Here is an 11,577-nt window from a genome sequence, read left to right on the forward strand (position 1 = left end):
GGCTGCAAAGCTGCGCTGTAGCGGGGTTGGGTGCCTTTTTCAAGACCTCAGCGGCCGGGCGTAAGCCTGGCGGGAAGGCCGGAGTATAACAGAGCAATCACTTTACGCCGCTTTCCTGCTGCTCAACGGTGCCTTGCGGTGCAGAAATGGCTTCGACGCCGGCATATTTGGCGCTCAGGGCGGTGTAGGCAGGCTCCTGCTTGAAGCGTTTGAGCTCGGCGGCAAAGCGTTGTACCAAAAGGTCCATGCCCGCGCCACGGCGCACGGCGAGAAACTGCGGCTGGCGGTTGACCACCAGCGGTGCCTGGCTGACCTTGCCCTGCAGCGCAAGGTTCTTGATCAGGTGTTGTCCTACGCGGCGGTCGGTGATCGCCAGGTCGATACGCCCGAGCAGCAGTTTGCCGAAGTTGGCTTCATGGCTGGCGGCGGGCTCGCGGTTGAACTGCGGGGCGTCGTTGAAGCTGTCCGAGTAGAGATAGCCCGGTGACGTACCCACCGTCAGCCCGGCAAGATCGTCGAGGGTGCTGGCCGGGTGCGGGCGGTCGTTGGCGTAGAACAGCACAAACTCCACGGTCGACAGCGGTTCGTCGGGGTACAGCAACTGGGCGTCGCGCTCATGATTGTGAAAGATATCCAGCACGCCATCGGCGTGGCCCTGCTCAATCATCGCCAGGCAGCGCTTCCACGGCAGAAATTGCCACTGCACTTCCACGCCCAGGCGCTCGAACACCATCACCGTGGTTTCGTAGTCGAGGCCGCGCATGGTGCCCTTGTCGTCGTACACATAGGGCGCCCACGGCTCGGTGACAATGCGCAGTGTCTCGCCGTAAGCGGCCAGGCTCAGGCAAGTGAAAAGGGCAGCGCTTAACAGCTTGAAAAGGGCAGGCATGGCCTGAGGTTACGATGCTCCAGCGCTAAAGAGAAGCGCTGGCACGGGCATTTGCGGCGGGGGCTATTTGCCGGGCGTCGTCACCAGGTGTTGATAGATCGTCGTACGCCGCTCGCCCAGCATCAGGCGCACCACGGGGTTGGCGAACCAGCGTTCAAGCTGATGGGCATCAAGGGGGCGATTCTGGCGCTCTTCCTGATTCTGCCGCGCCTTGTCCCACCAAACCGGGCCACATGCCTGGTCGAATTCGTTCTCGTGCTCGTAGCAACCGTAGAGAATTTCGCGCATGAACTGTTGCTGATGCTTGGGCAGCACCAGCGTGATCAGTTTGTACATCAGGCGTTGCAGGCGTGGCGGGCGTGGCAGGTGGGCGGATACCTTGCGCGTGTCGGCCAGCGCCTGGGCACTGGTGGGCGCCGCTGCGTGCTTGGCGATCCACGCCTTGACCTTGGCCCGGAACAGCTGCTTGCGGCTCCAGTAATGGTGGATCAGGTCGGGGCATTCGCGCACGTTGACGCTGCGGTAGGCGGCAATCGACAGGCAGAACTCTTCCAGGGTGTAGGCGCCCTGGGCGTGGGGGAACAATTCGTCCATCAGTTCAATCGAGCGATCCAGCACCGCCGCGTCCTGCCGCGTCAGGCCCATGACCCCGGAGTTGAGGGTCATCATGTCATCGTCCGCCACGCCCATCTCCAGCAGGCGCTGGTGCAGGGCGGTGTAGAGAATGCTTTCGTGGTTGTCGCCGTATCGGGTGTAAAAGGCGTTGCACAGCAGGGTGCCGGGCTGCACGCGTTCGAACAGGGCCAGGGGCGAATGGTGGAAGAAGGTGTCGGTGTCAATCAGCATCGCCACCGGCGACTCTTCGAGCACTTGGCGCAATACCACGTGCTTGGTGCGAAAGTGGTAGCCGTGAGGCTCGCTCCAGCGTTTGCGCGTGGTCTCGTCCAGCGGGCGCACGCGCACTGGCAGCAGGCGATAGGGCTCGGGGTTATCGCTGAATACCTGGATATCCACGGCGTCCGGGGTGGCCTGCAGAAAAGCCAGCGCGCTGGCGATGCTGAAGACGGCTTCCTGGTGGTAGGTCTCGGAGCCGAAGACCAGGTACACCAGTTGCGGGCGGGAAGACGGGGACGCTGTATTCATGAACGACGGGGTTCCGTGGGCAGGTAAAACGTCAAAGGCCCTCGTAAAGACGAGGGCCTTGGCACGGTCTGGCAACCTTCAGCGTGGCAGCTTGAGGTTGTTCCAGATGGCCAGGCTGGGCTCGGTCTGGTTCAGGGTATAGAAGTGCAACCCTGGCGCGCCACCTTGCAATAACTGTTCACACATCTGGGTGATGACCTGCTCGCCGAACGCCTGGATGCTCTTGACGTCGTCACCGTAGGCTTCCAGTTGCTTGCGCACCCAGCGTGGGATCTCGGCCCCGCAGGCGTCGGAAAAGCGCGCCAGCTTGCTGTAGTTGGTGATGGGCATGATGCCCGGCACGATCGGGATGTTCACACCCATGGCTTGAACGCGCTCGACAAAGTAGAAGTAGCTGTCGGCGTTGAAGAAGTACTGGGTGATCGCGCTGTCGGCGCCGGCGTTGGCCTTGCGCACGAAGTTCTGCAGATCGTGTTCGAAATTGCGCGCCTGGGGGTGCATTTCCGGATAAGCCGCCACTTCGATGTGGAAGTGATCGCCGCTTTCCTCGCGGATGAAGCTCACCAGCTCATTGGCGTAGCGCAGCTCGCCGCTGGCCATGCCCATGCCGGACGGCAGGTCGCCACGCAAGGCGACGATGCGCTTGATGCCGGCGGCCTTGTATTGGGTCAGCAGGCTGCGCAGGTCGGCCTTGCTGTCGCCCACGCACGACAAGTGCGGTGCGGCGGGAACCTTGATTTCACTTTCCAGCTGCAACACGGTGTTGATCGTGCGATCGCGGGTCGAACCGCCGGCGCCGTAGGTGCAGGAGAAGAAGTCGGGGTTGAAGCTGGCCAACTGCTTGGCAGTCGCCATCAATTTTTCATGCCCAGCATCGGTCTTCGTCGGGAAGAACTCGAAGCTGTAGCGACGGTCTTGGGACATGGTCATACCCTTGGAAACTCATAAAACCGGTGTGGGAGCGGGCTTGCCCGCGATGCCGGCACCTGGGTATTTCAGGCATACCGGGGTGATGCTATCGCAGGCAAGCCAGCCCCCACAGGAAGCCGGCGCCTACAGAGCAAATCAGTAGCGGTAAGCGTGCGGCTTGAACGGGCCTTCAACCGTCACGCCGATGTAGTCGGCCTGGGTTTTGGTCAGTTGGGTCACCACGCCGCCGAAGCCGCGGACCATTTCCAGCGCCACTTCTTCGTCGAGTTTCTTCGGCAGTACTTCCACGGTCAGACGCTCGGCTTTCTGGGCGGGCGACAGGTCGGCGTACTTCTGTTCGAACAGGAAGATCTGCGCCAGCACCTGGTTGGCGAACGAGCCGTCCATGATGCGACTTGGGTGGCCAGTAGCGTTACCCAGGTTTACCAGACGGCCTTCAGCCAGCAGGATCAGGTAGTCGTCGTTCTGCGGATCAAAGGTGCCAGCGCCGGTGCGGTGAACCTTGTGCACCTGCGGCTTCACTTCTTCCCATGCCCAGTGCTTGCGCATGAAAGCGGTGTCGATCTCGTTGTCGAAGTGACCGATGTTGCACACCACGGCGCGCTTTTTCAGGGCCTTGAGCATGTTCGCGTCACACACATTCACGTTACCGGTGGTGGTCACGATCAGGTCGATCTTGCCCAACAGGGCCTTGTCGATGCTGGCTTCGGTGCCGTCATTGACGCCATCGATGAACGGCGAAACCACTTCGAAACCGTCCATGCAGGCTTGCATGGCGCAGATCGGGTCGACTTCGGACACCTTGACGATCATGCCTTCCTGACGCAGGGACTGGGACGAACCCTTGCCCACGTCGCCGTAGCCGATCACCAGGGCCTGCTTGCCCGACAGCAGGTGGTCGGTGCCGCGCTTGATGGCATCGTTGAGGCTGTGACGGCAGCCGTACTTGTTGTCGTTCTTGCTCTTGGTCACCGAGTCATTGACGTTGATGGCCGGGATTTTCAGCTCGCCCTTGGCCAGCATGTCCAGCAGGCGATGCACGCCGGTGGTGGTTTCTTCGGTCACGCCGTGGACGCGGTCGAGGATGGCCGGGTACTTCTTGTGCAACAGCTCGGTCAGGTCGCCGCCGTCGTCGAGGATCATGTTGGCATCCCATGGCGCGCCATCCTTGAGGATGGTCTGCTCCAGGCACCACTCGTACTCTTCTTCGGTCTCGCCTTTCCAGGCGAATACCGGGATGCCGGCAGCGGCGATGGCAGCGGCGGCCTGGTCCTGAGTCGAGAAAATGTTGCAGGACGACCAACGCACTTCGGCACCGAGGGCAACCAGGGTTTCGATCAGCACGGCGGTCTGGATGGTCATGTGGATGCAGCCGAGAATCTTCGCGCCCTTGAGCGGCTGCTCAGCGGCGTACTTGCGACGCAGGCCCATCAGGGCAGGCATTTCGGATTCGGCGATAAAGGTTTCGCGACGGCCCCAGGCGGCGAGGGACATGTCGGCGACTTTGTAGTCGTTGAATTCTGCAGGCGTGATTACAGCGCTCATAGAGAGCCTCCATTCGTAGTGTGCGAATGGGCGCCGTTGTGCGTTTAGTATCCAGCCGTGAAACCAGGCCGGGCAACGCCCCATCCGAGCCTGACAGGGTGAACCTGCTGCAGCGCCCCTCGGACAGGTGGCGGGAGAACGGTATCAAGGTGAGATGACCGTTTTGAATCGGTGGGGATTATAGCGGTGTACGTGGCACTTCCCAAGCCTTTCCGTCGACGGCATGCAGATCGCTCATGGGCGCAATAGGCATTGGTGCATAGAGCTTGGACGCGGGCTCTGCCATGATGCTGCCCATCATTTGGCCAGACGCTTTGGAGTGACAATGAACTTCCACACCCGCAAATGGGTTAAACCCGAAGACCTCAACCCCAACGGCACCCTGTTCGGCGGCAGCCTGTTGCGCTGGATCGACGAAGAAGCGGCGATCTACGCGATTGTCCAACTGGGCAACCAGCGCGTCGTCACCAAATACATCTCCGAAATCAACTTCGTCAGCGCCTCGCGCCAGGGCGACATCATCGAGCTGGGCATCACCGCCATCGAGTTCGGCCGCACCTCCATCACGCTCACCTGTGAGGTGCGCAACAAGATCACCCGCAAGAGCATCCTGACCGTCGAGAAAATGGTCTTCGTGAACCTCGGCGAGGACGGTTTGCCTGCGCCTCACGGACGTACCGAGATCAAGTACGTGAAGGACCAGTTCCAGGAAGACGGCCTCAGCGAATAATACTGCCGGGGCCAGTGAACGCTATTGATTGGCCATAGGTCGTACCTGAACATCGCCCCCCCGTTCAGGTATCACCATGGCCACGCAAGCAGACGGCAAGACTCCCAACCTGTCGCAGGAAGAGCAGCAGGACGTAGACGAGAACCAGCCGCCCCGCGCGGCGGTGCTGCACGAAATCATTCGCACCCAGGGCGATCAGGAACTGGAGCGCAACGTCGCCGCACTGTGGTGGTCGGCACTGGCTGCCGGGCTGACCATGGGCCTGTCGCTGATGGCCATGGGATTGCTCAATTCACGCCTGCCAGACGGCGAGGCCTTCAAGGTCATCGCCAGCTTCGGTTATTGCGCAGGCTTCCTGGCGGTGATCCTTGCGCGCCAGCAGCTCTTTACCGAAAACACCCTGACCGCTGTGCTGCCGGTAATGAGCAAGCCAACCCTGGCCAATGTCGGCCGGCTGTTGCGCCTGTGGTCGGTGGTGCTGGTGGGCAACCTGTGCGGCACCTTGCTGGTGGCTTACGTGATGTTGCACCTGCCGATCTTCGACGCCAAGACCGACATGGCCTTCCTCGAGATCGGGCGCAAGATCATGGAAAACGACGCCGGCCAGATGTTTGCCAAGGGCATTGTCTCGGGCTGGATGATCGCCACCATGGTGTGGATGATCCCGTCGATGGAAAGCGCCAAGATGTGGATCATCATCCTCATCACCTACCTGATGGCGCTGGGCGACTTCACCCACATCGTTGTTGGCTCGGCGGAAGTGTCCTACCTGGTGTTCGCCGGCGAGCTGTCGTGGCACGACTTCTGGCTGGTGTTCGCCGGGCCGACCCTGGCGGGCAATATCATCGGCGGCAGTTTTATCTTTGCCTTGATCAGCCATGCGCAGATCCGCAGCGAAGGCAGCCTGCCCGGCAAACAGGCTGCGGACCCCAGGCATCCGCAGCAGGTCAAGCAGGATCAGTGAGCGTCGGGCGTGGCCTCGGGTTCGCCCCGGGTCACGCGCTTGACCAGTTTGCCGATACTCAACCCCTGCAGCAGGATCGACGACAGCACGACGATGTAGGTGATGCTCAGCAGCAGGTCGCGTTCCGGGCCCAACGGCAATGCCAGGGCCAATGCCACCGAAACGCCGCCGCGCAGACCGCCCCAGGTGAGGATGCGAATGGTGCCGCGCGGCACCGTGCGCCAGCGCCGCAACAGCAGGATTGCTGGCGCCACGGTGAGCAGGCGCGAGAGCAGAATGGCCACCGCCAGCAAACTGGCCGCGAACACGTGCAGCCAGTTGAACGGCAACAGCAGCAGTTCCATGCCGATCAGCGCAAACAGCAGCGCATTGAGCATGTCGTCGAGCAATTCCCAGAAGCCGTCCAGGTAGCGCCGGGTCATGTCGTTCATGGCCAGCTTGCGCCCCAGGTTGCCGATGATCAGGCCCGCCACCACCATCGCAATCGGCGCGCTGACGTGCAATTCGGACGCCATCGCCGAGCCGCCGATCACCAGCGCCAGGGTCAGCATCACTTCGATCTGGTGCTGCTCGATGCTCTTGATCATCAGGTACACGAGGTAGCCGATCAGCCCGCCGAACACCACGCCGCCAATCGCCTCATGGGCGAACAGCATCGCGGTGGCGCCGACAGTGGGGGTTTCTCCCAGCTGCGCGATGCCCAGCAGCACGGTAAACACCACCACCGCCGTGCCGTCGTTGAACAGCGACTCGCCGACGATGGTGGTCTTCAGCGGTTTCGAGGCGTTGGCGGTACGCAATACGCCCAGCACCGCAATCGGGTCGGTGGGCGAAATCAACGCGCCGAACAGCAGGCAGTACAGGAAGCTGACGTGCCAGCCGAACAGCGCAAAGATGTAGTACGCCAGGCTGCCGATCACCACGGTGGCGATCAGCACGCCGAAGGTCGCCAGCAGGCCGATGGGCCAGCGGTAGCTGCGCAGGTCGTTGAGGTTGACGTGCAGGGCGCCGGCGAACAGCAGGAACGAGAGCATCCAGTTCATCAGCAGGTCGCCGAAGTCGATCTGGCCGATGAGCTGCTGGATGCGTTCCTCCAGGCCAGGAAAGCCGAGAAAGCTCAAACCCTGCAGAATCAGGGAAAACAGCAGCGCAGTGACCATCACGCCGATGGTGGGCGGCAGGCCGATGAACCGGTAGTTCACGTAGGTGAGCAGGGTAGTGAGGCAAATGAAGGCGGCGACAAGTTCAAGCATCCGGGGTCCTTGGAAAAGAGGCAACGTGATTGATGGGGCATGGACCGCAATATCAACGTGATGTTGCAGGCCGTTGGGGCGAAAGCGCGATAGAACCTTTCTGCGTGCCATGGCACCTAAGCGATTAGGTGCGATTGGGCGTTTTTAGTGCTAGAAGTCTAATCGCTGCATAAAACGACAAAAGGAATTCAGTGATGACGGTAGCGTTCTGGTGTGTATTGATTGCGATTTTTTTGCCTTACCTGTGCACGGGGGTGGCCAAGTTCAGCGGCGGCAAGTTCGGCCCACGGCAGAACCACGACCCTCGCGCCTACCTGGAAACCCTCGATGGGTTTGCCAAGCGCGCCCACAGTGCGCAACTCAACAGCTTTGAAGTGACCCCGGCGTTCGCCGCGGCGGTGATTATCGCGCACCTGGCCGGCACGGCCGAACTGGTGACCATCAATGTACTGGCGGTGCTGTTTATCACCAGTCGCCTGCTGTACATCATTTGCTACCTGGCGGACTGGGCGATGCTGCGTTCGCTGGTGTGGGTAGTGGGCATGGCGCTGATTGCGAGTTTCTTCTTCGTCTCGATCTGAGGCCTGATGCAAACCTGCCTGTCTTGGCGGGGCTGATCTGTGGCGAGCGGGCTTGCCACAACAGACCCGCTCTCCACAAAACCTCAGTTTGCTGGGCGATCGCGTTGTCAGGTCCCGGTCGGCGCATCCGGTACATGCGGCAACGCTACGCCCTTGGGCCAGAGCATCCAGATTTGTCCCTGCTGCTTCATGCTCCCTGCCAATTCACCCGCCGCTTCGCCGGTGCCCCAGAACAGATCCGCACGCACCTCGCCGGTGATCGCGCCTCCTGTGTCCTGCGCGGCCACCGGCCGTGCGATGGGGGAGCCGTCCGGTTTGGTGGTGGACAGCCACAGCAGGCTGCCCAGCGGGATGACCTTGCGGTCCACCGCCACGCTGTAGCCGGCGGTCAGGGGTACATTGAGCGAGCCACGTGGGCCTTCGTTGCTGTCGGGGCGGGCGCTGAAGAAGACGTAGCTGGGATTGCTCGCCAGCAGTTCGGGAATGCGTTGCGGGTTCGCCTTGGCCCAGGCGCTGATGGCGCCCATGGTCACGTCTTCTTTTTTCAGCTCGCCTTGTTCCACCAGCCAACGTCCAATCGGACGGTAGGGATAGCCGTTCTGGTCGCCATAACCGACGCGCAGTTGGCGCCCATCGGCCAGTTGAATGCGCCCGGAACCCTGAATCTGCAGGAATTGCAGGTCCATGGGGTTGGTCAGCCAGGCAATCGGCTTGGCCGTGGAGCCTTGGCTGTTGACGGTGGCCGCATCGTCATAGGGCTTGAGTACGCGGCCTTCGAGGCGCCCGCGCAGGCGTTTGCCTTTGAGTTCGGGGTAGATGCTCGCCAGGTTGACGATGATCAGGTCGTCCGGCACGCCGTACACCGGCACGTGGGCGCTGGCGGTTTCGGTCAGGCTGCCGGGGTAGACCGGCTCGTAATAGCCGGTGATCAAGCCGTTCGCGCTGTCGTCCGCCGAGCGCAGGCCGAACACGTCCAGACGCTCCTTGAGAAAACCGCGTACTGCCACGGCATTGGCGGGCACGCTGGCCGCTGCGGCGCAGGTCGTGCCCCATACCGGGTCGGCCTTGAGGCGTTGGCAGGCGCTGCGCCAGGACTCGAACCCGGCCAGCAGGTCGCTGTCGGACACGGCCGGCAAGGCTTCCCACGGCGCGCCGACATACGTGGCGATGGCGTGGGGCTTGGCAGGCTCCGGTTCAACGGCGACGTTGCCGGTGTCTTTGCCCATGTCGCAGCCGGCCAGCAGCGCGATCATCGGCAGGGCCCACGCCAGGCGGCGGCCCCAGGGTTTAACGGTGACATTCATGCATGCACTTCCTGAAAACGATTTGGCGATCACGGGCGGCGGTTATTGGTCGAGCTCTTCCACCGCGTCCTGCAACTCCTTGCGCGACTGGGCGAGCTTGTCCTTGCGCTTGTTGATCTTGTCGGCGTCGCCCTTTTTCATCGCCTTGTCGAGGTCGGCCTGCCGGCGGCTGACTTCGTGCTTGGCGTCGAGCACCTTGTTTTCACGCTCCTTTTTCAGGGATGCGTCGGTGCAGTTGGCGGTGACTTCACTCAAGGCTTTTTCCAGGCCGGCCTGCTGTGCGCCGTTGCCCTGGGCCCTGGCCTGCTCGATCTGGGTGCTGATGGCCTGGCGCTTGGCGGCGCAGCCGGTGAGTGGGGCAGCTTCTTCAGCGGCCAGCAGCGGCATGGTCATGAAACTGGCGACGGTAAACAGCGCGAAAGGGGCTAGAAATTTCATGTATTACTCCAGGGTCGCAATCGAAGGGGCGGGCAGGGTTCAAAACCCGTCAATACCGGCCACGCGTAGTGTTTCAGCCAGGCTCAGTACGTGCGGGTCGCGAAAAAAAGCGCTCAGTTGCGCCGCGCGACCCGGGCCGATGCCATCGATGGCGAGCCAGGCCTGGTGGTCTCTGGCGACCAGCGTCTGCCAATCGCCTTCCAGATTGTTGCGTGCCGCAGGCGGTACACCCAAGGCTTTGAGCCATTGTGCGAACGGCCGTTGCCGGGCGCTGTGCAGGCTTTCAATTACTCGTGCGCGGCTGCGATCACCGAAGCCGTCAATGTTAGCAAGCTCTGTCGCATCCAGGGTCAACCAATCGAGCAGGTTGGCGATCAGACCTGCCTCGATCAACAGGCTCCAGGTTTCACGGCCCATATGGGGCAATGCAAGCCCCTGGCTACTACTCAGCCAGGTCAGGCGTGCGAGTAACTGCTCATCGCACCCCGGGTCCAGTTGCCAGCAACTCAAGGCGTGATACTGACGCGGGTCGGGGACGGCCATGTCCTCCCTGTGCGTACTGCGCAGGATGACCTGGTCCAGGTGCGGGATGATCTGGCCGGCCAGTGCGATCGATACCTGGTCGCCAGGGCGGATGTCCAGGGCGTGCCAGCGTTTCAGCGAGCCGGCACTCACCCGGCTGATCTGCCGGTCGTCCAGCCGCACCGGCTCCAGCTCCAGTATGGGTGTGATGCGCCCGGTGCGACCGATCTTGAACTGGACGTCACGCACCAGCGCCAGGGCTTTGGCCGTCGGGTATTTCCAGGCGGCCGCCCAGTAAGGCGGGCTGGTTTTCCAGCGCTCGGCGGGTGCGCGCTGAGCCTGGTGCAGCACCACGCCGTCGCTGGCGAAGGGCAGGGGCTGGTTGTACCAATGGGCGCGCCAGCGTGCTGCTTCGGTGAGGTTCTGGATGGGCTGGCTGTAGCGCCGGGTATCGCTGAAGCCCAAACGATCAAGGATGGCCAGGCGCTCGACGAAGGAGGGCGGGCCTTCCGGCCAGGCCCAGACAAACAGGCCGATGCCGGCGGCCTCTGCGTCGCTCAGCTGTCGGCGGTTCATCAGGCCGGCCACCTTGCTGCGATTGTTGAGCCCGCCCTGCGCCGATTGCACGTGGTCATCAAGGCGCCAGTAGAGTTCGCCCTGCAGCACCAGATCGAGGGGCTCCGGCAGTTGCTGGACAATGCCGGAAATCCTGCGCGCAGACACGGACCAGTCCTGGCCAAACTGGCCATCGCCGCGACTGATCACCTGCGTCAAGCGGCCTTTGCGGTACAGCAACGTAACCGCGACGCCGTCGACCTTGGGCTGGACCCACACGTCATGCCGGCTGCCCAGCCAGACGCCGACGGCCGCTTCGTCGGCGAGCTTTTCCAGGCCGGTATGGGCGACCGGGTGGCGCAACGTTCCCCGTGCGCTGGCCAAGGGCTGATCAGCGACCGTGGTGGTCTGTGGGACACACTGGCGCCAGTTGGCCAGACGTTGGCGGGCCTGGTCATAGAGTTCATCGCTGACGGGCGACTGACCGAGTCGGTGGTAGCTGTCGTCCCACAATCGGATCTGTTCAGCCAGGGTGCCAACCTGCGTTTGCGCTTGTGGGGGGCAGTCCTGGGCCCATGTTCGGCAGGCCAGGGTACAGAGTAAGAGAACAATCGCCAGACGCATCATGAGCATCCTTGCTCGAAAAGGGGGCTCAGCCTAAATGATTCCCCCGGCCACAAAAAAGCCCCGACAGGGCGGGGCTTTTTACCGGGTATTTCCGCT

The 11,577-nt window shown here is 62.3% G+C and carries 11 protein-coding genes and 1 riboswitch; of the genes, 3 read left to right on the top strand and 8 right to left on the bottom strand.

Annotation, left to right across the window (positions count from 1 at the left end):
* Positions 1-97: 97 nt before the first annotated feature.
* The 4 genes from TU79_RS02545 to ahcY all read right to left on the bottom strand — a co-directional run bounded on the left by TU79_RS02545 (position 98) and on the right by ahcY (position 4,507).
* Entirely contained in the window at positions 98-889 is a 792-nt protein-coding gene (locus tag TU79_RS02545; RefSeq protein ID WP_057006557.1) for a substrate-binding periplasmic protein, read from the bottom strand.
* Positions 890-952: 63 nt separating this feature from the next.
* Positions 953-2,032 carry a hypothetical protein gene (locus tag TU79_RS02550; RefSeq protein WP_057006558.1) on the bottom strand — a complete coding sequence of 360 codons (1,080 nt, stop codon included), beginning with the start codon at positions 2,030-2,032 and terminating at the stop codon, positions 953-955.
* A gap of 78 nt (positions 2,033-2,110) precedes the next feature.
* Entirely contained in the window at positions 2,111-2,956 is an 846-nt protein-coding gene (gene metF / locus TU79_RS02555; protein ID WP_057006716.1) for a methylenetetrahydrofolate reductase [NAD(P)H], read from the bottom strand.
* 141 nt (positions 2,957-3,097) lie between these two features.
* On the bottom strand, positions 3,098-4,507 hold the full coding sequence (gene ahcY, locus TU79_RS02560; RefSeq protein WP_057006559.1) for an adenosylhomocysteinase: 1,410 nt from the start codon (positions 4,505-4,507) through the stop codon (positions 3,098-3,100).
* Positions 4,508-4,528: 21 nt separating this feature from the next.
* Positions 4,529-4,634, bottom strand: a riboswitch (S-adenosyl-L-homocysteine riboswitch).
* Between the two features lie 198 nt (positions 4,635-4,832).
* Between ahcY and TU79_RS02565 the strand changes: the two genes are divergently transcribed.
* Together TU79_RS02565 and TU79_RS02570 are read left to right on the top strand one after the other, a co-directional pair.
* Positions 4,833-5,237, top strand: coding sequence for an acyl-CoA thioesterase (locus TU79_RS02565; protein ID WP_057006560.1), 405 nt, complete (start codon positions 4,833-4,835; stop codon positions 5,235-5,237).
* Positions 5,238-5,313: 76 nt separating this feature from the next.
* Complete coding sequence (locus tag TU79_RS02570) at positions 5,314-6,201, top strand: formate/nitrite transporter family protein (RefSeq protein ID WP_057006561.1); 888 nt, start codon at positions 5,314-5,316, stop codon at positions 6,199-6,201.
* Here TU79_RS02570 and TU79_RS02575 read toward each other — a convergent pair.
* Positions 6,195-7,454, bottom strand: coding sequence for a cation:proton antiporter (locus TU79_RS02575; protein ID WP_057006562.1), 1,260 nt, complete (start codon positions 7,452-7,454; stop codon positions 6,195-6,197). The two genes, TU79_RS02570 and TU79_RS02575, sit on opposite strands and share 7 nt — an antisense overlap.
* A gap of 194 nt (positions 7,455-7,648) precedes the next feature.
* On the opposite strand from TU79_RS02575, the gene TU79_RS02580 reads away from it, so the two are divergent.
* The gene (locus TU79_RS02580; protein ID WP_057006563.1) at positions 7,649-8,035 is read left to right on the top strand and encodes an MAPEG family protein; all 387 of its coding nucleotides are present in this window, start codon (positions 7,649-7,651) and stop codon (positions 8,033-8,035) included.
* A gap of 107 nt (positions 8,036-8,142) precedes the next feature.
* On the opposite strand, the gene mltA is transcribed toward TU79_RS02580, so the two are convergent.
* The 3 genes from mltA to ligB are packed head-to-tail and all read right to left on the bottom strand — an operon-like array spanning position 8,143 to position 11,481.
* Positions 8,143-9,339 (bottom strand): murein transglycosylase A, encoded by a 1,197-nt coding sequence (gene mltA, locus TU79_RS02585; protein ID WP_057006564.1) that lies wholly within the window; start codon positions 9,337-9,339, stop codon positions 8,143-8,145.
* A gap of 42 nt (positions 9,340-9,381) precedes the next feature.
* Positions 9,382-9,777, bottom strand: coding sequence for a DUF1090 domain-containing protein (locus TU79_RS02590; protein WP_057006565.1), 396 nt, complete (start codon positions 9,775-9,777; stop codon positions 9,382-9,384).
* Positions 9,778-9,816: 39 nt separating this feature from the next.
* Positions 9,817-11,481 (bottom strand): NAD-dependent DNA ligase LigB, encoded by a 1,665-nt coding sequence (gene ligB, locus TU79_RS02595; protein WP_057006566.1) that lies wholly within the window; start codon positions 11,479-11,481, stop codon positions 9,817-9,819.
* Positions 11,482-11,577: the final 96 nt, after the last annotated feature.

Origin of the sequence: Pseudomonas trivialis, assembly GCF_001439805.1 — a bacterium.
In the GTDB taxonomy this organism is placed as follows: Bacteria; Pseudomonadota; Gammaproteobacteria; order Pseudomonadales; family Pseudomonadaceae; genus Aquipseudomonas; species Aquipseudomonas trivialis.

Coding starts and splice junctions, on each gene's coding strand:
- TU79_RS02575 (WP_057006562.1), bottom strand. CDS start 7,454: ATGCTTGAACTTGTCGCCGCCTTCATTTGCCTCACTACCCTGCTCACC.
- TU79_RS02590 (WP_057006565.1), bottom strand. CDS start 9,777: ATGAAATTTCTAGCCCCTTTCGCGCTGTTTACCGTCGCCAGTTTCATG.
- TU79_RS02580 (WP_057006563.1), top strand. CDS start 7,649: ATGACGGTAGCGTTCTGGTGTGTATTGATTGCGATTTTTTTGCCTTAC.
- ahcY (WP_057006559.1), bottom strand. CDS start 4,507: ATGAGCGCTGTAATCACGCCTGCAGAATTCAACGACTACAAAGTCGCC.
- TU79_RS02550 (WP_057006558.1), bottom strand. CDS start 2,032: ATGAATACAGCGTCCCCGTCTTCCCGCCCGCAACTGGTGTACCTGGTC.
- TU79_RS02565 (WP_057006560.1), top strand. CDS start 4,833: ATGAACTTCCACACCCGCAAATGGGTTAAACCCGAAGACCTCAACCCC.
- ligB (WP_057006566.1), bottom strand. CDS start 11,481: ATGATGCGTCTGGCGATTGTTCTCTTACTCTGTACCCTGGCCTGCCGA.
- mltA (WP_057006564.1), bottom strand. CDS start 9,339: ATGAATGTCACCGTTAAACCCTGGGGCCGCCGCCTGGCGTGGGCCCTG.
- TU79_RS02545 (WP_057006557.1), bottom strand. CDS start 889: ATGCCTGCCCTTTTCAAGCTGTTAAGCGCTGCCCTTTTCACTTGCCTG.
- TU79_RS02570 (WP_057006561.1), top strand. CDS start 5,314: ATGGCCACGCAAGCAGACGGCAAGACTCCCAACCTGTCGCAGGAAGAG.
- metF (WP_057006716.1), bottom strand. CDS start 2,956: ATGTCCCAAGACCGTCGCTACAGCTTCGAGTTCTTCCCGACGAAGACC.